This is a genomic window from Pseudochrobactrum albidum (assembly GCF_051851455.1).
Lineage (GTDB): Bacteria > Pseudomonadota > Alphaproteobacteria > Rhizobiales > Rhizobiaceae > Pseudochrobactrum.
In genome coordinates, this window is record NZ_JBPVTR010000020.1 from 85,098 (window position 1) to 107,920 (window position 22,823).

General features: G+C 51.3%; 17 protein-coding genes and 1 tRNA gene. 10 read left to right on the forward strand and 8 right to left on the reverse strand.

What is annotated here, in order from left to right; all coding sequences use genetic code 11:
• The first annotated feature begins 40 nt into the window (after positions 1–40).
• Complete coding sequence (locus ACSTTO_RS05020) at positions 41–337, forward strand: hypothetical protein (protein ID WP_439272043.1); 297 nt, start codon at positions 41–43, stop codon at positions 335–337.
• Here ACSTTO_RS05020 and carB read toward each other — a convergent pair.
• Positions 324–3,815: a carbamoyl-phosphate synthase large subunit gene (carB, locus tag ACSTTO_RS05025; protein ID WP_439272044.1), complete on the reverse strand. Its 3,492-nt coding sequence runs from the start codon at positions 3,813–3,815 to the stop codon at positions 324–326. The genes ACSTTO_RS05020 and carB overlap by 14 nt on opposite strands.
• A 343-nt stretch (positions 3,816–4,158) precedes the next feature.
• Between carB and ypfJ the strand changes: the two genes are divergently transcribed.
• Positions 4,159–5,073: a KPN_02809 family neutral zinc metallopeptidase gene (gene ypfJ / locus ACSTTO_RS05030; RefSeq protein WP_439272045.1), complete on the forward strand. Its 915-nt coding sequence runs from the start codon at positions 4,159–4,161 to the stop codon at positions 5,071–5,073.
• 264 nt (positions 5,074–5,337) lie between these two features.
• On the opposite strand, the gene carA is transcribed toward ypfJ, so the two are convergent.
• Positions 5,338–6,558 (reverse strand): glutamine-hydrolyzing carbamoyl-phosphate synthase small subunit, encoded by a 1,221-nt coding sequence (gene carA, locus ACSTTO_RS05035; RefSeq protein WP_439272046.1) that lies wholly within the window; start codon positions 6,556–6,558, stop codon positions 5,338–5,340.
• Between the two features lie 598 nt (positions 6,559–7,156).
• On the opposite strand from carA, the gene ACSTTO_RS05040 reads away from it, so the two are divergent.
• On the forward strand, positions 7,157–7,612 hold the full coding sequence (locus ACSTTO_RS05040; RefSeq protein WP_439272047.1) for a GatB/YqeY domain-containing protein: 456 nt from the start codon (positions 7,157–7,159) through the stop codon (positions 7,610–7,612).
• A gap of 80 nt (positions 7,613–7,692) precedes the next feature.
• On the opposite strand, the gene ACSTTO_RS05045 is transcribed toward ACSTTO_RS05040, so the two are convergent.
• On the reverse strand, positions 7,693–9,369 hold the full coding sequence (locus ACSTTO_RS05045; RefSeq protein ID WP_439272048.1) for a Na/Pi cotransporter family protein: 1,677 nt from the start codon (positions 9,367–9,369) through the stop codon (positions 7,693–7,695).
• Positions 9,370–10,033: 664 nt separating this feature from the next.
• On the opposite strand from ACSTTO_RS05045, the gene dnaG reads away from it, so the two are divergent.
• From dnaG to ACSTTO_RS05075, 6 genes are all read left to right on the forward strand, one after another.
• Positions 10,034–11,992 carry a DNA primase gene (gene dnaG / locus ACSTTO_RS05050; protein WP_439272049.1) on the forward strand — a complete coding sequence of 653 codons (1,959 nt, stop codon included), beginning with the start codon at positions 10,034–10,036 and terminating at the stop codon, positions 11,990–11,992.
• A gap of 470 nt (positions 11,993–12,462) precedes the next feature.
• Positions 12,463–14,484 carry an RNA polymerase sigma factor RpoD gene (gene rpoD, locus ACSTTO_RS05055; RefSeq protein ID WP_439272050.1) on the forward strand — a complete coding sequence of 674 codons (2,022 nt, stop codon included), beginning with the start codon at positions 12,463–12,465 and terminating at the stop codon, positions 14,482–14,484.
• A 50-nt stretch (positions 14,485–14,534) separates the two neighbouring features.
• Positions 14,535–14,828 carry an HlyU family transcriptional regulator gene (locus ACSTTO_RS05060; protein ID WP_439272051.1) on the forward strand — a complete coding sequence of 98 codons (294 nt, stop codon included), beginning with the start codon at positions 14,535–14,537 and terminating at the stop codon, positions 14,826–14,828.
• 109 nt (positions 14,829–14,937) lie between these two features.
• Positions 14,938–15,387: a YcgN family cysteine cluster protein gene (locus tag ACSTTO_RS05065; RefSeq protein ID WP_439272052.1), complete on the forward strand. Its 450-nt coding sequence runs from the start codon at positions 14,938–14,940 to the stop codon at positions 15,385–15,387.
• 113 nt (positions 15,388–15,500) lie between these two features.
• Positions 15,501–15,866 carry an antifreeze protein gene (locus tag ACSTTO_RS05070; RefSeq protein WP_439272053.1) on the forward strand — a complete coding sequence of 122 codons (366 nt, stop codon included), beginning with the start codon at positions 15,501–15,503 and terminating at the stop codon, positions 15,864–15,866.
• A gap of 293 nt (positions 15,867–16,159) precedes the next feature.
• Positions 16,160–16,236 (forward strand) — tRNA-Ile (locus tag ACSTTO_RS05075).
• Positions 16,237–16,280: 44 nt separating this feature from the next.
• On the opposite strand, the gene ACSTTO_RS05080 is transcribed toward ACSTTO_RS05075, so the two are convergent.
• From ACSTTO_RS05080 to ACSTTO_RS05095, 4 genes are all read right to left on the reverse strand, one after another.
• A complete protein-coding gene (locus tag ACSTTO_RS05080; protein ID WP_439272054.1) occupies positions 16,281–17,462 on the reverse strand; it encodes a BaiN/RdsA family NAD(P)/FAD-dependent oxidoreductase in 1,182 nt (393 codons plus the stop codon).
• 108 nt (positions 17,463–17,570) lie between these two features.
• Positions 17,571–18,185 (reverse strand): bifunctional nicotinamidase/pyrazinamidase, encoded by a 615-nt coding sequence (gene pncA, locus ACSTTO_RS05085; protein WP_439272055.1) that lies wholly within the window; start codon positions 18,183–18,185, stop codon positions 17,571–17,573.
• Positions 18,186–18,259: 74 nt separating this feature from the next.
• The gene (locus ACSTTO_RS05090; protein ID WP_439272056.1) at positions 18,260–19,372 is read right to left on the reverse strand and encodes an FAD-binding oxidoreductase; all 1,113 of its coding nucleotides are present in this window, start codon (positions 19,370–19,372) and stop codon (positions 18,260–18,262) included.
• 59 nt (positions 19,373–19,431) lie between these two features.
• Entirely contained in the window at positions 19,432–20,676 is a 1,245-nt protein-coding gene (locus ACSTTO_RS05095) for an aromatic ring-hydroxylating oxygenase subunit alpha (protein ID WP_439272057.1), read from the reverse strand.
• 365 nt (positions 20,677–21,041) lie between these two features.
• Between ACSTTO_RS05095 and ACSTTO_RS05100 the strand changes: the two genes are divergently transcribed.
• Entirely contained in the window at positions 21,042–21,731 is a 690-nt protein-coding gene (locus ACSTTO_RS05100; protein ID WP_439272058.1) for a D-lyxose/D-mannose family sugar isomerase, read from the forward strand.
• 41 nt (positions 21,732–21,772) lie between these two features.
• Here the strand turns inward: ACSTTO_RS05100 and ACSTTO_RS05105 are convergent, their stop codons facing one another.
• Complete coding sequence (locus tag ACSTTO_RS05105; protein ID WP_439272059.1) at positions 21,773–22,702, reverse strand: alpha/beta fold hydrolase; 930 nt, start codon at positions 22,700–22,702, stop codon at positions 21,773–21,775.
• Positions 22,703–22,823 lie beyond the last annotated feature (121 nt).

The window sequence follows — 22,823 nt, forward strand, 5'->3', positions numbered from 1 at the left end:
GGGAAATTCCTTCAAGTTCATAGTAAATTCAGATCCGTCTTTGCAGGACGTATCCGGTGGATCGAAGTTATTGACGGAAGATCATGAGAAGCACAGCATGGCTGTGCGGGTCGCAAAATCACTCGACCTAAAATTCGACATTCACAGCATATGCGACATTTTTGACCAGCACAAGGCAGGCAGAGCGGAATTCTTTATCAAACAGGATATTTATGCGATCAAAAAAGGCGACCCGTATGAACTGCCTCCCAAAGATCGGATTGATGTCCGGCTATTGGGGGGCAGTTTAAATTGGCCGCCTTTTGGTTGTCTTGTCTATAAGATCAGGCTTTTTTGAAGTAATCCTGCAACGGGCGCACTTCCAGCGATCCGGCTTTCAGCGCGGCAATTGCCTCAGACACAGCTTCAGCGCCGGCCATAGTGGTATAATATGGCAGCTTGTGCATCAGAGCTGCGCGGCGGATCGACTTGCTGTCAGAAACAGCGCTGACACTGTCCGTGGTATTGAAGACAATATGCACCTGACGGTTGCGGATGGCATCTTCAATATGCGGGCGACCTTCAAGAACCTTATTGATCTTGGTGGCTTCAATGCCCTGTTCTGCCAGATAACGCTGGGTGCCGCCGGTGGCCAATACCTTAAAGCCCAGGTCAGCCAGACGCTTGACCGGAGAAACAATGCGCGGCTTATCCTCATCACGCACTGAGACGAATACCGTGCCCTCACGCGGCAGATCCACGCCGGCGCCAAGCTGGGATTTGGCAAAAGCGAGGGCATAATCATAATCAAGCCCCATAACCTCACCCGTAGAGCGCATTTCAGGCCCGAGCAGAGTATCAACTCCGGGGAAGCGGGCAAACGGGAACACGGCTTCCTTAACGGCAATATGACGTTGTGCTTTTACATCCGGCTTGCCGCCATAGGCGCTGAGCGCCTGTTCAAGGCTTTCGCCGGCCATGATACGGGCTGCCACTTTGGCAATTGGCGTGCCGTTGGTTTTGGCCACAAATGGCACGGTGCGTGAAGCGCGCGGGTTCACTTCCAGCACATAGATCACATCGTCCTTGATGGCATATTGCACATTCATTAACCCGCCGACATTGAGCGCCTTGGCCATGGCAATGGTCTGGCGTTCCAGTTCAGCGACAATTTCCTCGCTCAGGGTGTGAACCGGCAGCGAACAGGCACTGTCACCGGAATGGATGCCCGCTTCTTCAATATGCTCCATAATACCGGCAACATAGGCATCCTTGCCATCGCAGAGGCAATCCACATCCACTTCAATCGCATCGGTCAGGTAAGTATCAAACAGCAGCGGGTTTTTGCCAAGCAGCGTGTTGATCTGGCCGGTTTTATCATTGGGATATTTGGCCTTAATATCTTCTGTTACCAGTTCAGGCACGGTTTCCAGAAGATATTTTTGCAACATGCGCTCATCATGGATGATCTGCATAGCGCGGCCGCCCAGCACATAAGACGGGCGCACAACCAGCGGAAAACCAAGATCGCCGGCCACGAGACGGGCTTGTTCAACGGAGAAAGCAATGCCGTTTTTCGGCTGATTGAGGCCAAGCTTGATCAGCAGTTTCTGGAAACGGTCGCGATCTTCCGCAAGATCAATTGCATCCGGTGAGGTACCGAGAATCGGAATATTGGCCTTTTCCAGCGCATTGGCGAGTTTGAGCGGGGTCTGGCCGCCAAATTGCACAATCACGCCATGCAATATGCCCTTTTCCTGTTCCTTGCGCAGGATTTCAATCACATCCTCATCGGTCAGCGGTTCAAAATACAGGCGGTCTGATGTGTCATAATCCGTTGAAACCGTTTCAGGGTTGCAATTGATCATGATGGCTTCATAGCCGGCATCGCTGAGGGCAAAAGCGGCATGACAGCAGCAATAGTCAAATTCAATACCCTGGCCGATACGGTTTGGGCCGCCGCCGAGGATCACAACTTTTTTGCGCTCTGAAACATTGGCCTCACAGGCATTATTGCCGGCAAAAGGCTCTTCATAGGAAGAATACATATAGGCCGTTGGCGAAGAAAATTCCGCAGCACAGGTATCAATGCGCTTGAAAACCGGATGCACCTGCAAGGCTGCGCGGTGTTTGGCAATATCCGAGGCATTTTTACCGGTAAGGCTTGCCAGGCGCGTATCAGAAAAGCCCATGGCTTTGAGTATGCGCATATTTTCCGCATCCTGCGGCAAGCCATGTTCGCGCACGCGCTCTTCCATAGCCACAATCGCGGCTACTTGCTCAAGGAACCAGGGGTCGATTTTGCAAGCCTGATGGATTTGCTCAAGCGGCATACCAAGGCGCATGGCCTGTGCCACCATGCGCAGCCGGTCTGGTGTGGGGGTGCCGATTGCCGCGCGGATTGCGCCTTTTTCATCGCCGTCTTCCAGATTGGGAATGGCGATTTCATCAAGGCCGGTCAGGCCGGTTTCAAGGCCGCGCAAGGCTTTTTGCAGGGATTCCTGAAAAGTGCGGCCAATGGCCATAACTTCACCAACCGATTTCATCGCGGTGGTCAGGACATTGTTGGAGCCGGGGAATTTTTCAAAGGCAAAGCGCGGAATTTTGGTAACCACATAGTCAATGCTTGGCTCAAAGGAGGCAGGCGTTGCGCCGCCGGTAATGTCATTTTCCAGCTCATCCAGCGTGTAGCCCACGGCCAGTTTGGCTGCGACTTTGGCAATAGGAAAACCGGTTGCCTTGGAGGCAAGCGCGGAAGACCGCGATACGCGCGGGTTCATTTCTATCACAATCAGGCGGCCATTGGCCGGATTAACGGCAAATTGCACATTGGAGCCGCCGGTTTCCACGCCAATTTCACGCAGAACCGCAATCGAGGCATCACGCATGATCTGATATTCTTTGTCGGTCAGCGTCAGTGCCGGAGCAACGGTGATACTGTCACCGGTATGCACGCCCATCGGGTCGATATTTTCAATCGAACAGATGATAATGCAGTTATCCGCCTTGTCGCGCACAACTTCCATTTCATACTCTTTCCAGCCGAGCACCGATTCTTCAATCAACACTTCAGTGGTTGGCGATGCATCAAGCCCGCCTTCGACAATTTCAAAGAATTCCGAGCGGTTATAGGCAATGCCGCCGCCTGTGCCGCCAAGTGTGAAGCTCGGGCGGATAATGGCCGGCAGGCCAACATAATCAAGCGCCTGTGCCGCAAGCCCCATTGCGTGGGTCATATAGCGTTGCTTGCGGTCTGTTTCGCCAAGCTGCCATTCGGTTTCCAGCTTGTCGAGCGCCTTATCCAGTTCATCACCGGAGAGACTGGCCTTGAGCTCCTCGCGCTTGATATTGTGCGCCTTGCGATCCTGATCCTTCACATCCGTGGCATTGGCCAGCATGGAGCGCGGGGTTTCAAGGCCGATTTTTGCCATGGCTTCGCGGAATAATGCGCGGTCTTCAGCCTTATCAATGGCTTTGGCATCGGCACCGATCATTTCCACATTATAGCGATCAAGTACGCCCATGCGCTTGAGGGAAAGCGCGGTGTTGAGCGCAGTCTGCCCGCCCATGGTTGGCAGCAATGCGTCTGGGCGTTCCTTGGCGATGATTTTTGCCACAACTTCCGGTGTGATCGGCTCGATATAAGTGGCATCGGCCAGATCAGGGTCGGTCATAATCGTGGCCGGATTGGAATTGACCAGAATAATCCGGTAGCCTTCTTCCTTGAGCGCCTTACAGGCCTGTGTGCCTGAATAGTCAAATTCACATGCCTGGCCAATAACAATCGGACCTGCTCCGATAATCAAAATCGATTTTATGTCATTACGTTTTGGCATGGTTCTATCCTGTGTTTAGCACTTATTGGGCTCTGCGGCAAAAGCCCGAACGGTAAGACCGTCGGGTTCAGAGGCGTGATGATGCGTCTGGGCTAAGCGTGTCTTATAGGTAATCGCCGGACGGAAAGTAACCCCTTAAATGCGATATTTTCCATAAAAACTGCGTTTATAACAATTCTTATTTAAAATTGACGGGCAGGGGGATGTGTTTTGGGCTAGGCTTGGTGATGTATGTTTTATCTTTGTGTGACAGGTTATTGTAAGATTTTGTTTGCAGTATAGCAGGAAATGCAGTTTCGCTTTATTATAGAAACAGTAACCGGATAGAATAAGGAGAGCGCAGATGCGCTGGCAAGGTCGCGAAGAGAGTGACAATGTTGAGGATCGCCGCGGTGCGGGCGGCGGGGGCTTTAACCGCGGAGGCTTTGGCGGCGGTATGGGAGGGCCGGGCTTGCGTATGGTGCGCGGCGGCGGTGTTTCCGGTATTGTTATTTTAGGCGTGATGGCTCTGGTTTTGTGGATGGCCGGTATTAATCCGTTGCCGCTGCTTTTTGGCGACGGATCCGTGCAGACCATGCCTGGCAGTTATTCATCCGGCGGCTCATCCGCATCGCGAACAGATGATGAGGCGGCAAGGTTCAGCCGTGTGGTTTTGAAAGAAACGGAAGATGTATGGAGCGGTATTTTCCAATCTGCAGGACAAGTCTATAAAAAGCCGATACTGGTTTTGTTTGATGGCTCCACTTCCTCTGCATGCGGTTTTGCGCAATCTGCTACGGGTCCGTTTTATTGTCCCGGTGATCAGAAGGTTTATATTGATCTGAGTTTTTACCGTGAACTGGATAAACGTTTTGGCGCATCCGGTGATTTTGCCCATGCCTATGTGCTGGCGCATGAGGTTGGCCATCATGTGCAGAACTTGCTCGGCATTTTGCCGCGCTTTAATAAAATGCGCCAGGGCATGAGCGAGGCCGAGGCCAATGCCATGTCTGTTCGGGTAGAATTGCAGGCTGATTGCTTTGCCGGTGTCTGGGGTAAATATACCGAGCAGAAAGGTCTGCTGGAGCAGGGAGATCTGGAAGAGGCGCTCAATGCTGCTCATCAGATTGGCGATGATACATTGCAAAAACGAGCGCAAGGCTATGTTGTGCCTGAAAGCTTCAACCACGGCACATCCGCCCAGCGTGCTGCATGGTTCAAACGTGGTTTTGATACGGGCAGGGTGGATGCTTGCGACACTTTCAATAACCCTGTTTGATAGAGTTGCGTATTGATGGTCTGCAAATGGCAGTTTTTTGATCTCCGCTTCGCGCAGCTTAAATATGGCTGCGCTTCGGTTCTCAAAAAATCACCATTTTCGTCCCGTCATCATCGCGAATATGCCTTACGGGATAATTAAGAAATTGACGCATAAAAACAGGCCGGTGAAGCACACCGGCCTGTTTGTTTTGTGTTATATTATGAAAGCCTGAGGCGTTTTGCGTTTCTTTATAATTCAGGCCGCTTCGCGCTCTTTTTTAATTCAGGCCGCTTCGCGTTCCGGTAAAGGCTCCTGTCCTTTGCGGGCGCGGATGAAGTTGATAAAGCGGCGGAACAGATAAAATGAATCTTCCGGCCCCGGAGAAGCCTCCGGATGGTGCTGCACAGAGAAAACCGGTTTGCCGACAATGCGCAGGCCGCAATTTGTGCCGTCAAACAGCGAGATATGAGTTTCCTCCACGCCGTCCGGCAAAGTATCTGCATCCACTGCAAAACCGTGATTCATGGAAACAATCTCAACCTTACCGGTTGTGTGATCCTTAACCGGATGATTGCCGCCATGATGCCCCTGATGCATTTTTACGGTTTTGGCCCCTGTTGCCAGTGCCAGCATTTGATGGCCAAGGCAAATACCAAAGAGCGGAATATCCGTTTCAATGAGCTTTTGAATGGTCGGCACTGCATATTCACCGGTTGCAGCCGGATCACCAGGGCCGTTGGAAAGGAAGACACCATCCGGATTATGCGCCAGAATATCTTCGGCTGTGGCCGTTGCCGGCACAATGGTAACCTTGCCGCCAAGATCTGCAAACAGGCGCAGAATATTGCGCTTGATGCCATAATCCACCGCCACAACATGGAATTGTTCTTCCGTCTGCCGGCCATAGCCTTCATTCCAGACCCATGATTTTTCAGTCCATACAGAAGACTGGCCGGATGTCACATTCTTTGCCAGATCAAGATCAACCAGACCAGGCCATGCGGCTGCACGTTTTTTGAGGGCAGGAATATCAAAATTGCCGCTTGGATCATGAGCGATCACGGCATTGGCGGCGCCTTTTTCACGGATCATGGCGGTGAGGGCACGTGTATCCACATTGCTAAGGCCGATAATGCCATGCTGCTTCAGCCACTTGTCGAAATCCTGTGTTGCGCGGTAGTTGGAAGGGGCTGTAATATCAGCCTTGAGGATAGTGCCGACGGCACCGGAACGGCTGGCCGGATTGAGGCGCTCATTATCTTCCTCATTGGTGCCGGTATTGCCGATATGCGGGAAAGTGAAGGTAACGATCTGCCCCGCATAGGACGGATCAGTCAGAACTTCCTGATAACCGGTGAGAGATGTGTTGAAGCAGACTTCGGCCTCAATCGCGCCGACTGCGCCAACACCTTTGCCCTCAATAACCGTGCCGTCAGCCAGAACCAGAAGGGCGGTAGGTTTGGAAGTCGTCCAGGGTGCGGTTTTGGGTGTGGTTTCTGTCATTGCGGCACTCCTGATCAAAATTGCGCTATGTGCTGATAAAGCAAAATCCGTTCAAACGGGGAAATCTGAACGGCTTATTAAAGGCGTGCAGAGTGAAAACACCTTGTCTTTTTAGTGACAGGCGTGCGAAAACGCGCCGGATACAATAAGCCCCGTCGCGAGAACGAAAAAATCTTCTGCTAAGATTGGTAATGTAAAGAAATCCGCTGAATTGGTCAATTACCGGTGATCATGTTTTCTGGTAAAAAACGAAAAGAGCGCCGATAAGGCCTGAAGTCATGATGCGGGCCGCGCGGATAGCTGTTATTTTAAAAAAGTTATTATGGCAGATATTGGAAAAATAGTGATGACATTTTGCCAGCGTGATAAATTGCGTTATAAGGCGTTTGATTTGTTTGTTCCGGCCAGCTTTTTAAAAAAACATTCCGGATTGCGCACATTTGCAAACCTGCTTTTGTGGGGTCAGAAATGTTTAAATTGCTGCATGGCAGCGGATGCCGAACAGGGTATCCGTTTCTGCTGTGCTTTTACCGGGTTTTATAAATTTAACAAACCGGATAACGAAAATAAGATTGCTATCCTGTTCAAGGAGATAAAAATGCTGCGTCAGGAAATTTCGCAAGCTCTGACAACGGCCATGAAAGCCCATGATAAAATGCGCTCTTCGACGTTGCGCCTGATTATGGCTGCGCTGAAGGATCGTGATATTGCCAATCGCGGTGCGGGTAAAGATCCGGTATCGGATGAGGAAGTGCTGGCTATTCTTGCCAAAATGATCAAACAGCGTGAGGAATCTGCCCGAATCTATGAAGAGGGCAATCGCATTGAACTGGCAGAAAATGAACGCGCTGAAATTGCAATTATCCGCGAGTTTCTGCCGCAGCAGCTGAGTGATGAAGAGATACGCGCCAATAGTGCTGCCGCTATCGCCGAGATCGGCGCTGAAGGCTTGCGCGATATGGGTAAGGTCATGGCGGTTTTGAAAGAACGCTATACAGGGCAGATGGATTTTGCCAAGGCCAGCGCCGTCCTGAAAGAACTGCTCGGCGCCTGATTATTTTTACTGTGTTTGATTATTGGCATTGTGTTTGAAAATAAAACCGCACTGATATTTCAGTGCGGTTTTTTGTGGCTTCAGCTTTCTGCCGCTGCCTTGAGACGGGTGCCGCCCAGCATGCCTTTTTCTTCCAGAACCGGATAGGCCATTGATGCGAGCAAAGAGTTGATCTGTTTGAGATCGCGTATGGTATCGAGATGGATGGAGCTGGTCTCCACACTGCGCACCGCGCCTTCACGCAGGCGCTGGAAATGCATTTCGCTGGTGCGTTTTTCCATATCACGCAAATGGTCTTTCTCGCGCACAAGCTGGCGTGCCGTATAGCTGTCACGCGACACCAATACGTTAAAGGCCAGATGCGCATTGGAAACGACCATAGCGTGAAACTCGGTCAGTTCGTCCCAGCCCTCTTCAGTGAATTCCAGCTTGCGATCCATCTTCTTCTGCACATGCGCCAGCATATTGCGCACGATAATATCGCCAACCTGCTCCAGTTTGACACAAGCGCCAAGCAATTCCTGAGTGCGCAATGCCTCATCTTCCGAAAGGTCCTGCGTTGCAAGCCGTGCCAGATAAAGTTTGATGGCTGCATGGCGGCTGTCAAGACGATCATCCAGCTTTGCAAGTTCATTAATGCCAACCTGATCAGGCTTTTCGTATAAATCCATAATCCGGCGCAGCATCACATCGACCGTTTCGCAGGTGCGCACCACCTCGCGCGTGGCATTGCCAAGCGCCAGCGGCGGAGAGTTGATCACGCTCATATCCAGTGCGCTGATTTCCTGCGTGAAGATGGTTTCAGCCGGCGCTTCCGGTTTGGTGCGCAGATTAACCAATGCCTGTGTGGCGCGCAGGATAAGGCCTGACAGCGGAATGCCGGCCACAAGAATAATGGTGTTGAACAAAATATGCGCATTAACAACCTGGCTGACAGGATCAGAGCCCAGAAATGTAACCGGCGGTTTGAATGTCAGGAACAGGATCAGCATCACAAGCGAGCCTGCGCCGCGCATCAGCAGATTGCCAAGCGGCACCACGCGGGTTTCCGGCGGGGCATTGCGGGTGAGCAGCGGCGCAATAATGGAGGAGCCGAGATTGACGCCAAGCACCATCACCAGCGCAAGATCCGGATGGATAAGACCGCGCGCGGCAAAGGATGTGAGCAGAATGATGGCTGCAATGGATGAATGGAACAGCCATGTCATCAGGGCGGCAAGCAAATAGGTGGTGACCGGATCGCTAGACAGATAATTGACGATGACCGGCAGCAACTGGCTGTCGCGCAACGGGGTTGTGGCCTCCCCAGTCAGCTCGAGTGAGAGGATAAGCAGCCCGATGCCAACCAGAATCTTGCCATTCTGCTTCCAGAACAGGCGCTCGGATGACATGGAGATAAATGTGCCGGCCACCAGTGCCAGCGGTACCAGCAGGGTAAGATCATAGCTCAGGATTTTTACAACCAGCGCCGAGCCGAGCTCTCCGCCGCGCACCGCCATTAATCCGGCAACGCCGCTGACAAAGCCTGCCCCCACAAAGGAGCCGACAAGCAGGGTAACGGCTGTGGAACTTTGCAGGGAAACCGCCAGCAAAATACCGAAACTGACCGCCAGAAGCGGCTTTTGCATATATTTGCGCAGTCGTCGGCGTAAGCGGTCGCCATAGGCGCTTTCAACGCCTGTCCGCACCATACGCGTGGCCCATAAAAGCAGGGCAACTGCTCCTGCAAGATGCAGAAGAACGACTGAACCATTCAACTACGTATTCCTTATTTCTATTCTCCGGTGACTGGTCTGCCGGTGACTGGTTTTCCATTATGCCGGAATGCCAAAATTATGCCAGAATGCCTGAGACCGGGTTTTGACCAGCCGAAAGTTACTGATATTGGTTTGCGGCCGCATATCGCCTTATTTTTTATGCTGAAACTTGTTAGCCAAAATATGCGCCGGCGCATCAATCTAGGCGTATTGTCGCGGATTTGAAAGGGGCATTATCAAGATAAAATGCGATATTTAAAGTTTTTATGACATATTTATGACACTTATCCGGCTAAGCAAAAAAGCTGTAAATGCAGCGGTAAATGGCATGTTTGATATTCTGTTATAACCAGCATAGCCCTGTATTATGACACATGCATTACAATGATAATGCATTACATGGGATCTGTCTGCGGTATGGCGCTTGTGTGTAACGGGGATAGCGCATCTGAATGTGAGGATTTCTGCAGGATCTGTGCTATGAATGCGGCTGCAGGGCTGTATCTCTCTCTCATTTTTGCCTTGCACTTGCCCTGCACTTGCCCTGCACTTGCAAGTGCGGCGTGCAAGGCGCATTTATATGCTTGGCTAAATTACGGGAATATCCGGCTGATTGGCAGGGCAGTTTGCCGGCCGGTGCAGTGGAGAAAGAATTTTAGAATATATGCGTTTTCCTCCGTCTTTTCTTGATGAGATCCGCGACCGTGTGCCGATTTCTTCTGTTATTGGCACGCGTGTGAGTTTTGACCGCAAGAAAACCAATGCGGCCAAGGGGGATTTCTGGGCGTGCTGTCCGTTTCATGGTGAAAAGACACCGAGTTTTCATTGTGAGGATCGTAAAGGCCGCTATCACTGTTTTGGCTGTGGTGTGAGCGGTGATCATTTTCGGTTTTTAACAGAGCTTGAGGGGGTAAGTTTTCCCGAGGCTGTGGCGCGCATTGCCGATATGGCGGGTGTGCCAATGCCGGTTATGGATGCCGAGCAGCAACGCCGCGAAGAAAAACGAGGTACGCTTTATGATGTGATGGAAATGGCGGCAGCCTTTTTTGAGGAGCAGTTGCAGGCATCAGGCGGGGCAAAGGCGCGATCCTATTTACGGGATCGCGGATTGAATGCACAGACGCAGGCTATTTTTCGCATCGGCTATGCGCCGGAAGGGCGCAATATTCTTAAACAATATCTGGCCTCCAAAGGGGCAACGCGTGAGCAGATTGAGGCTTGCGGCCTGGTGGTGCATGGCGAGGGTATTGCGGTGTCATACGATCGTTTCCGTGATCGTATCATGTTTCCTATTACCGATAATCGTGATCGTGTGATTGCCTTTGGCGGACGGGCAATGTCGCCTGATGCGCCGGCCAAATATCTCAACTCGCCTGAAACCGAGTTGTTTCATAAAGGCCGTGTATTATACAATATGGCGCGCGCGCGCCGCGCTGCACAGGCGCAGAATGGCGAGGAGGCAAAGCCTGTTATTGCCGTTGAAGGCTATATGGATGTGATTGCATTGGCGCAGGCCGGTTTTAACGAGGTGGTTGCCCCGCTTGGCACTGCCCTGACAGAAGAGCAGATGGCGCTGCTCTGGCGCATCAGCCCCGAGCCGGTTTTGTGTTTTGACGGTGATCAGGCAGGGCTTCGTGCCGCTTATCGCGCGGTTGATACGGGGCTGCCTAATCTGCAACCTGGCAAATCATTGGCTTTTGCGCTGCTGCCGGAGGGCAAGGATCCGGATGATTTGGTGAAAGAACAGGGGGCTGCTGCATTCAGGGCCGTGTTGCAGGAGGCCAAACCGCTGGCGGAAATGCTGTGGCTGCGTGAGACAGCGGGCGGTAATTTTGAAACACCGGAGCGGCGGGCAGAGCTGGATGCACGGTTGCGCAGCCATGTGGCGCGGATCAGGGATGAGAGCGTCAAACATTATTACGGCCAGCATATGCGCGAAAAATCACAGAGTTTTTTCGGGCCGAAATGGGGGCGGCGTAATGCAGAAAAACGGGGGGGCTTTGGCACAAAAGCCGGTGCACGCACATCATTTGGCAGAAATAGCGGCTTTGGGCAGGCTCCGTCATCTCAGGCTTCGGACGGTGTGACGCGCTCTGCAATTGTGCAGGGCGGGGGAGCTGCGCCAAGTTTGCGTGAGGCAACTATTGTTTTGACGCTGATTAATCATCCGCGGCTGATTGATGAGAATTTTGACAGGGTTGCCACTTTGGAGCTGAGCCATACGGGGCTTGCAGCATTGCTTGGCGCTGTGCTGGATGTGATAGCAAGCCAATTGGCGGAAGATGGAAAAACCGTGCGCAAATGGCTCAATGATAATGGTTTTGCGCAATTGCTGGATGATCTGGAGCAAGCGGTGCGCCGTGCGCGGCTGTGGCCTGCAACCTTGTTGGCAGCTGAAGATGATGCACGTGAGGCGCTCAAACAGGCAATGCACTTGCAACTGCGCGCCCGTACACTACATAAGGAGCTGAGAGCTGTGGAAGAAGCTCTCTCTGAGGATGCATCTGACGAAGTTTTTGCCCGTTTTCTTGATATTCAGAATGAAATACGCAAGGCCGATGCAACCGAAGCTTTGATTGAAGGGTTTGGCTTGTCCTCAGGGCGGCCGGCCGGAGGTTTCTGAAATTGATCCAGGGCTGATTTGATCGCCGGAAAAGGGGTAATTTACAGCGATAACAGGCTGAAATCACAATCTTTGGTGATTTTCAGGCGTCACACTGTCGCGAATCCGCATAAATGATTCGCTTTTTTTGAACGAATCATATGAGTCGCATTCTTTAAACGGATCAGGAAAAGGCCGGCAGGCATTGCCATTATGCTATAGGGGCATATCCGGCATTGGCATAACAGGGATTTCTCCTGATACAGAATTTGTACGGCGCACTTACCGCTCTGTAAAGACGGAATTTGCAAACCGGTATTTTACTGCCCGTCACTTTTGGGCGGCGCGGCAGTTAACACGGTTAATCCGCTTTTAACGTGAAAGCGTTATTGGCGATACTATCGATAGTCACTGGGCATAACGCGAATCGTTTGTTTTGTTGTTCATTCTGCCCGATGAACAAAACGAACCGATCGTCTGGAGATAAATATATGGCAACGAAGGCAAAGGAAAACGAAGAAGCTGAAGTCGAGCGCGAAGGCGCGACCGATGGGCCGCTTCTCGACCTTTCGGACGACGCTGTCAAGAAAATGATCAAGCTCGCAAAGAAGCGTGGCTATGTCACGATGGACGAGCTGAATGCTGTGCTGCCTTCCGAGGAAGTGACATCCGAGCAGATCGAAGACACAATGTCGATGCTCTCCGATATGGGTATTAATGTTGTTGAAGACGATGAGCAGGACGCAGACGCTGAAGAGCGCGATGATGACGGCGAAGAAAGCGGCGGCGATCTGGTAGAAGCCGGCGGCACGGCACTGGCAACAACCAGCACGAAAAAAGAGCCGACAGACCGTACCGATGATCCGGTGCGTATGTATCTGCGTGAAATGGGCTCGGTTGAGCTGCTTTCGCGTGAAGGGGAAATTGCAATTGCCAAGCGCATTGAGGCTGGCCGGGAAACAATGATTGCAGGGCTTTGCGAAAGCCCGCTGACGTTTCAGGCGCTGATTATCTGGCGCGAGGCTCTCAATGACCAGCAGATTTTGCTGCGTGAAATCATTGATCTTGAAACCACCTATGCGGGGCCTGAGGCCAAACAGGCGCCGGTTATTGAACGTGCGGAAGAGCCTTCTTCCCGTAGCGAGGAGCCGGCAGGCCGCCGCTCACGCGATGATGATGATATCACCAATGTCGGCGGGGAAATTCAGGAAGAATATGAGGACGATGAGGATGATGAGGCCAATCTGTCGCTTGCGGCGATGGAGGCGGAACTTCGTCCTCAGGTCATGGAAACGCTTGATCTGATTGCTGATACATATAAAAAGCTGCGTAAATTGCAGGATCAGCAGGTGGAAGGCCGTCTGGCGGCCGCCGGCGAATTATCCACCTCTCAGGAGCGGCGCTATAAGGAGCTGAAAGATCAGCTGATCAAGGCTGTGAAGTCGCTGTCGCTGAACCAGAACCGTATTGAATCACTGGTTGAGCAGCTTTACGATATTAATAAACGGCTTGTGCAGAATGAGGGCAAGCTTTTGCGTCTGGCGGAATCTTTTGGCGTGCGCCGTGAAGAGTTCCTCAAAGAATATCAGGGCAATGAGCTTGATCCGAACTGGACAGAGCGCATTGCCACCTTGTCTGCCCGCGGCTGGAAGGAATTTGTCGCCAAAGAAAAACGCGGCATTGAAAATCTGCGTTCGGAAATTCAAAATCTGGCAACGGAAACCGCTATTTCTATTGGTGAATTCCGCCGTATTGTCAATCAGGTGCAGAAGGGTGAGCGCGAGGCAACCATTGCCAAAAAGGAAATGGTTGAGGCCAATCTGCGTCTTGTGATTTCAATTGCCAAAAAATATACCAATCGCGGTTTGCAGTTTCTTGATCTTATTCAGGAAGGCAATATCGGCCTGATGAAGGCGGTGGATAAGTTTGAATATCGCCGCGGGTATAAGTTCTCTACTTATGCGACATGGTGGATCAGGCAGGCGATTACCCGTTCCATTGCGGATCAGGCGCGCACTATTCGTATTCCGGTGCATATGATTGAAACGATCAACAAGATCGTTCGCACATCGCGCCAGATGCTGCATGAAATCGGCCGGGAGCCAACACCGGAAGAACTGGCGGAAAAACTGGCCATGCCGCTGGAAAAAGTGCGCAAGGTGCTGAAAATCGCTAAAGAGCCGATCTCTCTTGAAACGCCGGTGGGTGATGAGGAAGACTCACATCTTGGTGATTTTATTGAGGATAAGAATGCGCTCTTGCCGATTGATGCGGCTATTCAGGCAAATCTGCGTGATACAACAACCCGCGTTCTGGCATCGCTCACCCCGCGTGAAGAGCGTGTGCTGCGCATGCGTTTTGGTATAGGTATGAATACAGACCACACGCTGGAAGAGGTTGGCCAGCAGTTCTCGGTAACCCGTGAGCGTATCCGCCAGATCGAGGCAAAGGCATTGCGCAAGCTTAAACATCCGAGCCGCTCGCGCAAGCTGCGTTCCTTCCTTGATAGCTAACACCGAAAATGCCGTTGCCGTGCGGCGGCGGCATTTTGTCAGGGGGTAAAATGTCTTTTTTAAAGCGTCTTTTCGGTTTTGGCGGCTCTGAAACCTCCGGCAATAAGCCTCAGGCTGAGCCAGTGCGCAGTGAGCATAAAGGCTTTATTATTCTGGCCACGCCTTATAGCGAGGGCGGGCAGTTTCAGACCTGCGGGGTGATCGTTAAGGAAATTGATGGCGAATTGAAAGAGCATAAATTTATCCGCGCAGATCGTTTTGCAACAATGGATGATGCGGTGAATATTACGCTTGTCAAAGCGCGGCAAATTATTGATGAGCAGGGGGATGCCCTGTTTCGCTGAGCTGAAGCGCAGTTGAAATGCTGTAAAGGCCCGGTTTCCGGGCCTTTTATTTTGAAATTGATTTATCCGGCCGCAGTAAATTTGTTAGAATGATGCGCAGAGGTGAGATGTGATGAATAAACCATTCTGGCAGACAAAAAGTCTGCGTGAGCTGAACCGACAGGAATGGGAAAGCCTTTGCGATGGTTGCGGGCAATGCTGCCTGCATAAATTGCAGGATGATGATACAGATGAAATTTATGGTACCAGTGTGGCCTGCACCTTGCTGGATGGCACAAGCTGTCAATGTTCTGATTATATGAACCGCAGAAAAACCGTGCCGGATTGTGTGTTTTTAACCCCTGAAATTGTTGAAACCGTGCGCTGGTTGCCCAAAACCTGTGCCTACAGACTGGTTGCAGAGGGCAGGGACCTGGAATGGTGGCATCCGCTGGTTTCCGGCTCTGCGGAGACTGTGCATGAAGCGGGGATTTCTATGCGCGGCAAAATTACAGCACATGATCATGAGCTGCCTGATGAAGAGGCATATCTTAAACATATGACCGGCCTTATTACCTGAGTGCGGCTGCAAACTTATGAATTTTATATGAACAAGATATTGCCGTCCGGTTCATAAGGGAGAGGCTACTCTTTGATTATCGCTTTATGCTTAAAATATTCAAGGAGGTTTTCATGTCAGGTTTTTCGTTCAAGGCTTTGGTTATTTCCGGCTTTATCGGGCTAGCAGGCGTGTTTTCTGCCGGTGCATCAGCACAAGCCTCACCGGCTGTGTCTTTTTCTGTCAGCGGTTATTCGGCAGGAAATGGTACGCCTGTCGTGCAGGTTAATCATCGTTACGGCCATTATAACCGCCCGCATTATCGCCCGTATCGCTATAGCTGCACGCCGCATCAGGCACTTGCCAAGGCCTCCCGTATGGGGCTTCGCAGAAGCTATATGCGCAGCAACCGTTCCACAATACGCGTTACGGGATATAGATATGGGCGCCCTGTAACGCTGATATTTGGCAAGGCGCGCGGCTGCCCGATTTTGCGCTAAGGCAGACTTTTCCTGTTTAACAAGACAGCGATATTTTATTGCTATGGGGGAAGAGCCCTTATCTGTGCAAACAAAGCCCCGGAACAGAAGCTTACGGGGTTTTGATTCTTATCCCCCAAAGGGCTGTGGGCGGAGAAATCAGTGCATTTTATAAAAATGCATTATTTTACAGAGAGATATGCGGTAAATTGTGATTATTTATCTACAGGCTTAAATATGAAGTGATAATCTATAGTGCCTGATGCTGGTTGGTCTTGCGATCATGTTTCGATTCAGGTAGATCGGAGTTGCGTGGGCCTGTAGCTCAATTGGTCAGAGCCGGCGGCTCATAACCGCTTGGTTGGGGGTTCGAGTCCCTCCGGGCCCACCACTTTTCTGTTTTATAGTATTCCGATCGGTGCTTGCAGAAACAATTTACGCAGCCAGGCCTGCACTGTGACCTGATGCCCATGCCCATTGGAAATTATAGCCGCCCAGCCAACCGGTTACATCCACACATTCCCCGATAAAATAGAGCCCCGGCACGATTTTTGATTCCATCGTTCTGGAATTCAACTCATTGGTATTAATGCCGCCAAGTGTGGCTTCTGCTGTGCGATAGCCTTCCGAGCCTGCGGGTTTGAAGCGCCATTCCTGAATGGAGGCCGCCAGATTATTCAATATCTTGTCAGAAAGGTCAGCGAGCGGTTTGTTTAATTGTGCTCTCTCAGCAAAAAACTGGGCGAGACGGCGCGGCAGTTTTTCTGCCAGCACTGTTTGTACGGATTGTTTGCCATTGGTTTGCCGCGCCTGTTTAAGCAGCTCTGCAAAATTCTCGTCCGGCTCAATCGTGAGCGTTAATTCATCGCCTTCACGCCAATAGGATGAAATCTGCAAAATTGCAGGCCCGCTCATACCGCGATGGGTGAAAAGCAATGCCTCACGAAAGGCTGTTTTGCCATGGCGCAATTGCGCATTGACTGCAATGCCGGATAACGGGCTAAGCTGTTGCAGAAGGTTGGGCTCAAGGGTTAGCGGCACCAATGCAGGGCGTGTTTCAATCAATGTGTGGCCAAATTGTGCGGCAAGCTGATAGGCGAAGCCGGTGGCACCCATTTTAGGAATGGATTTGCCGCCAGTAGCAATGATCAAAGATTGCGATTCAATTTTGCCATTGCTGGTTTCAACAAGAAAACCAGAGCCGCTTTTGCTGATTGCAGCAATCGTTGTGGCAAGATCGAGGCGCACACCGGCCTGTTGCATTTCAGTGTGCAGCATTGTGATAATATCTTTGGCGCTGTTATCGCAAAATAATTGCCCCAGTGCTTTTTCATGCCAGCCTATATTGTGGCTGTCCACCAGTGCGAGAAAATCCTGAGGGGTGAAGCGTGCCAGAGCTGATTTGCAAAAATGCGGATTGGCAGACAGATAATTTTTGGCAGATGCATAAATATTGGTGAAATTGCAGCGCCCGCCGCCGGAAATGCGGATTTTATCTCCGGCGGATTTTGCGTGATCAATCACAAGCACAGAACGCCCGCGTTGGCCTGCACGGATGGCGCACATCATGCCCGCGGCACCGGCACCGATAATAACAACATCTTTTTTTTCAATCACGGTGCGGTTTTCTTTTCAATCTTTATGCGATGCTGCTTTATCAATGCCGGCGATACAGAGTATTTCAGCCTTTAACAGAGATGTTGCAAGGCTCTATAGAAAAATTAATCAGCGAAATACAACACCGGCATTGTGCATTTTATCCATCATGGTCTGCAATGAGCCGTTAATATCTATAGCGCGGCTCAGATCCGGCAGCACAGTCACGTTAAAACCCTGCGCCACGGCATCCAGTGCGGAATAGGCCACGCAGAAATCTGTGGCAAGCCCTGCCAGTGTAATATCTGTTATACCGCGCTCGCGCAGATAGCCGCCAAGGCCGGTTGGTGTTTTATGGTCATTTTCAAAGAAAGCCGAATAGCTGTCGATGGATTTGCGAAAGCCTTTGCGGATCACCAGTTCAGCCTTTGTCCATTGCAATTGCTGATGAAAATCAGCGCCATGGCTGCCCTGCACACAATGATCAGGCCACAGGGTCTGCGCTCCGTAAGGCACATCAATCATCTCATAAGGGCTGCGGCCAATATGGGATGAGGCAAAGCTGGAATGGCCTGCCGGATGCCAATCCTGTGTGAGAATGACATGCTCATAATGTTCAATCTCCTGATTGATGCCGGCAATGATCTTATCTCCGTCTGCAACGGCCAAAGCGCCGCCAGGGCAAAAGTCATTCTGAATATCAATAACGATAAAGGCAGAGGTCTCGTGATTATGATGCGCCATCCCGCTCTCCTGCTCAGTTATAGCTCTCCTGCAAGGATGTGACGAAAGCGGGATGAAAGGTCAAGGCCTTGTTATCAGGCCTCAATCTCCACACGGCCTACAGGATGCGAACAGCAAGCCAGAATATAGCCTTCCTCAATCTCGTCATCACGAATGCCGCCATTATGGTTCATCACGGTTTCCCCGCTCAGGCATTTGACCTTGCAGGTGCCGCAGACGCCAAATTCGCAGGCGCTGGGGATTTTTAAACCGCCATTGCGTGCGGCCAGAAGAACCGTATCTGTAGGGCTGCATTGCACCTCCATGCCTGAAAGCGTGAAGATAACGCTTGGTGCTTCCGTATCCGTATCATTTGCCGCAGTCTCCAGCGCGGCAGGCACAGGTATGGCCGGCGCTTCTGATGCAGGCTGAAAACTCTCCTGATGATAATTGTCCATATTGAAGCCATTGGCTTCAAGCATTTCACGCACCGCACGCATAAAAGGCTCAGGCCCGCAGCAAAAAACTGTGCGATCTTTATAATCGGGCGCGGAAATATCAATAATACTGTGGCTGATTCGCCCGTGAACACCACTCCATACATTGCGGGCAATGGAACGCTCTACAATCAGTTGCAAGCGCAAATTATCCATACGGCTGGCAAGCAGTTCCAATTCCTTGCGGAAGATAATCTCATCCGGCGAGCGGGCGCAATTAAGAAAAACAACATCACTATAAGGTTGCGTATCATAGAGAAAACGCGTCATCGACATCATGGGAGTGATGCCGGAACCTGCCGAGATAAATAAATATTTATCGCCGGGATGTGTGATCAGTGAAAAATCACCCGCAGGCCCGAAGGCTTTGAGCTGCATGCCGGGGCGCATATGATCCAGCATCCAGCGTGTGCCTATGCTGCCCGGCTGCGCCTTGATGGTAATGGAAACGGAATATGGCCGTGACGGGGTAGAGGAAAGCGTATACGTGCGCATTACCGGTTCGGGCGCAACCGGAATTTCAATGGTGATGAACTGCCCCGGCATATAGCGGAACCAGTTATTTTGCTCCGGTGTGCGGAATGAGAAGGTCATGACATCAGGCGCTTCTTCAATGGCCGCATCACATTCCAGCACTTGAAGCCTGTCATTCCAGGGCAGCATTTCATCGAGATATTTCATGGGCGCTGCTCTTTGCTCGGGTGGGCACATATGCTGAACCTTGATGTTATAAATGCTGCCGCTCCGGAAAAACCGGAGCGGCTGATATGTTAAGCTGCACGGCTGATTTTGGCGATATCACCTTTGAGGCGCGGCGTGATAAAATTGCTGTACCATTCAAGGAACTGCATCACCCCGCCTTCATGTTCAACGGAATAAGGCCCCGGCTGATAGGCCGGTGAGCGGATGCCGCGGGCATTTTCCTCCACAATGCGGCGATCCTGATCATTGGTCTCGGTCCAGACATGGGTGAGCTCATCCAGATTATAATCAACGCCCTCAACCGCATCTTTGTTGACCATCCATTTGGTGGTCACCATGGTTTCCTCTGCGCTGAGAGGCAGCACGCGGAACGAAATCGCATGGTCGATCATCACATGGTTCCAGGTGGATGGATAGTTGAACAGCAGCATGGCGCCGATTTTGGAAGCGGTAATGGTCTCGCTCAGGCTTTTGGCCACGGCAGGCTTGCCAGACATTGTATAGCTGTCGGCATCACGCAGCAACGGAATACGGGCTATGCGATACTGGCCGCTCTGCGACATGGTGAATTTGGCAGGCAGGCCGGTATCCTCGCAGCGTTTCCATAACTGGTTGGTTTCAGCATCATCCATCATGCCCTGCACGCCGGTGGCGCTTGGCGCTTCCGGATAGGTGCGGCACAATTCCGGATGGTTGGCGGCACAGTGGTAGCATTCGCGGTTATTTTCCCAAACCAGCTTCCAGTTGCCTTTTTCAATAATTGTGCTCTCAAAGGCAATTTTGGCATCTTTGATTTGATGCGGTGCCAGATAGGGCTCAACCGTTGCGCGAAACGCGCTGAAATCAGGCGCCTCATCGGCCACACAAATATAGATATAGCCTGCAATGCTTTGGCAATGCACGGTTTTGAGGCCGAAATCGGCAGGGTTGAAATCCGGCCCGACCTGACGGGCAAACAGCAATTTGCCATCCAGATCATAGGTCCATTGATGATAAGGGCAGACAAGGCGCGCGGCGGTGCCTTTTTCTGCTGTGCAGATACGTGAGCCGCGATGGCGGCAGGTATTGTGAAATGCACGGATGCCGCCCTGGCTGTCACGTACGACAATAACAGGATAGTCGCCGATCTGCACGGTAAGATAGCTGCCTGCCTTGGGCAGCTCACAATCATGGCCGACAAAAATCCATTCACGGTACCAGATATGTTCCAGATCCAGCTTGTAATAATCCGGATCAGTATAGAACTTCTGTCCGAGACTGAAATTCGGGTCGCGCCCCAGCAAATCACTCAGCATTTGATTGCGGACGTCCATAATATGCCTCGCATAGCGTTGTTCATCGGGGGTGCCGGACTTAAAGACCGTGGTCGCGGAGCATGGCTCATATGCGACATGCTCAAGTCAGATCCCGTATGGGTATTAAGATTGACGACAAGAGTTAAGTCTCAGAATGTTTCAGTAAAAAACATCCTGATTGCATCTATTCAAGCATTGAAATATGTCGCACGCGCATATGAAAACGACATGCGCTTCGCATAAAGACGACACGCACAAGCTCCGTGTGTTGTCTGTGCGGATAGTTGTGGTTTTTATGCCGTTTGGGGCTGGTAAGATGGCACGCACCGTGCTTCTCTTTGCGCAGCAATGAAAACTGCACAATTGCGGAGGAAGACAGATTTATGAAACGCTCGGAAATTAATGAAATTATCCGCGAAAGTGACCGGTTTATCCGCTCTTTCGGCTTTGTTTTGCCCCCCTTTGCCTATTGGACACCGGAAGAGATGCAAAGACGTATCAAGGATGACAGCGCGGCTATTCGCAATGCACGCCTTGGCTGGGATATTACTGATTACGGGCAGGGGCGTTTTACTGAACTGGGGCTGTTTCTGTTTACTGTGCGCAACGGGCAGGCAGAAGACCTGCAAAAAGGCTCAGGCATGCTTTATGCCGAAAAAATTATGATCTCGCGGCAAAACCAGCTCTCCCCAATGCATCGCCATGTGGTGAAGGCGGAGGATATTATCAATCGCGGCGGTGCAAAACTGGTGCTGGAAATGTTCAATTCCAATGCTGACGGCACGATTGATGATAAAAGCGATGTGGTGGTGGCTTGTGACGGGCGCATCAGGCATTTGCCTGCCGGCGGCCTTTTGAAACTTGAGCCGGGGGAAAGTGTTACATTGATGCCGGGCAATTGGCATGCTTTCTGGGGTGAGGGCGGCGATGTGCTGATCGGTGAGGTTTCAACGGTTAATGATGATTTGACGGATAATATTTTCCGCGAGCCGATCGGCCGTTTTTCTGATGTGGAAGACGATGTGCCCCCGGTGCATTTGCTGGTATCAGATTATGACAAGTGGCTTGGCTGAATGCCCGATTAAAAAACACGCGATTGATTGCAGAATATTTTTCAAGTGTTTTTAAAAGCCCATGCGGTAAAATCCTGCATGAAACGCTCACGATTGGTTTCATGCAGGCTTTCATGGCGCATTTCAGGATAAATCTGCGTGGTAATATTGCTGAAACCGGCAGCTTTCAGCCTTTTTTCCAAAGCAAGCAATGATTTGCCGCCCTTTGTTGAGGGGTCTTTGCCGCCCCCCTGCAAATAAAGCGGCAGATGCAGCGCAACAGCCTGTTGCGGCGCAGGATCATTGCAACGCCGCATGAAGCGAAAAACATCCGTCCACATGCTCACAGAAGGATCATACCCGCAGAGCGGGTCATCATTATAAAGCGCAACTTCTGCCGCATCATGCGACAGCCAGTCAAACGGGCTCTTATCTCCAGCCTGTTTTGCCCAGTTATGAAAGGTGATTCTGGGCAGCAGGGTGCTTGGCACATCAGAGCCAAGCAACATACGCTCCGCTTTAAGCAGGGCAAAAGCGAGTGTCTGGTTCAGCCTGTTGGTGAAATTGGAATTACATATGGCTGCAGCATCCGGTTTGCAGAACTTTCCGCATAAGGAGGCCAGCGTAATCAGCCCGCCCATGGAATGACCAAACAGGATGAGCGGCAGATCGGGATGATTTTTGCGGATTGTTTTTTCAATAAAAGCCATATCCTGCAGCACTTTTTCATCACCGTTTTTTGCGGCAAATTGCCCAAGCGGGGCATCATCTGCGCGGGTTAAGCCGTGGCCGCGGTGATCATGGGCATAAACATGAAAACCGCGGGCAGAAAGATATTGTGCAAATGTCTGATAGCGGGCACCATGTTCTGCAAGGCCGTGGCTGATCTGAATAACGCCCCGTGCAGGGCTGCCTTCTGCGGCTGGTTGATAACGCAGGGCAAGTTTTGCGCCTGTAGAGCTTGCAATAGATTCAACTGTAGCAAACGGCATTGCGGCTCCTTTGGCGATCAGCATGATTATTTTTGTAATGATAGGCAATTATAATGATTTTAAACAGAGGGATGATGCAGAACATGCAGGCTCTGCCATTGCCGATACGTGATATTTAGCC

Excerpts from the sequence above, each read along its gene's own strand:
- carB (WP_439272044.1), bottom strand. The coding sequence starts at position 3,815 with ATGCCAAAACGTAATGACATAAAATCGATTTTGATTATCGGAGCAGGT.
- ypfJ (WP_439272045.1), top strand. The coding sequence starts at position 4,159 with ATGCGCTGGCAAGGTCGCGAAGAGAGTGACAATGTTGAGGATCGCCGC.
- carA (WP_439272046.1), bottom strand. The coding sequence starts at position 6,558 with ATGACAGAAACCACACCCAAAACCGCACCCTGGACGACTTCCAAACCT.
- ACSTTO_RS05040 (WP_439272047.1), top strand. The coding sequence starts at position 7,157 with ATGCTGCGTCAGGAAATTTCGCAAGCTCTGACAACGGCCATGAAAGCC.
- dnaG (WP_439272049.1), top strand. The coding sequence starts at position 10,034 with ATGCGTTTTCCTCCGTCTTTTCTTGATGAGATCCGCGACCGTGTGCCG.
- rpoD (WP_439272050.1), top strand. The coding sequence starts at position 12,463 with ATGGCAACGAAGGCAAAGGAAAACGAAGAAGCTGAAGTCGAGCGCGAA.
- ACSTTO_RS05060 (WP_439272051.1), top strand. The coding sequence starts at position 14,535 with ATGTCTTTTTTAAAGCGTCTTTTCGGTTTTGGCGGCTCTGAAACCTCC.
- ACSTTO_RS05070 (WP_439272053.1), top strand. The coding sequence starts at position 15,501 with ATGTCAGGTTTTTCGTTCAAGGCTTTGGTTATTTCCGGCTTTATCGGG.
- pncA (WP_439272055.1), bottom strand. The coding sequence starts at position 18,185 with ATGGCGCATCATAATCACGAGACCTCTGCCTTTATCGTTATTGATATT.
- ACSTTO_RS05090 (WP_439272056.1), bottom strand. The coding sequence starts at position 19,372 with ATGTGCCCACCCGAGCAAAGAGCAGCGCCCATGAAATATCTCGATGAA.
- ACSTTO_RS05095 (WP_439272057.1), bottom strand. The coding sequence starts at position 20,676 with ATGGACGTCCGCAATCAAATGCTGAGTGATTTGCTGGGGCGCGACCCG.
- ACSTTO_RS05100 (WP_439272058.1), top strand. The coding sequence starts at position 21,042 with ATGAAACGCTCGGAAATTAATGAAATTATCCGCGAAAGTGACCGGTTT.
- ACSTTO_RS05105 (WP_439272059.1), bottom strand. The coding sequence starts at position 22,702 with ATGCCGTTTGCTACAGTTGAATCTATTGCAAGCTCTACAGGCGCAAAA.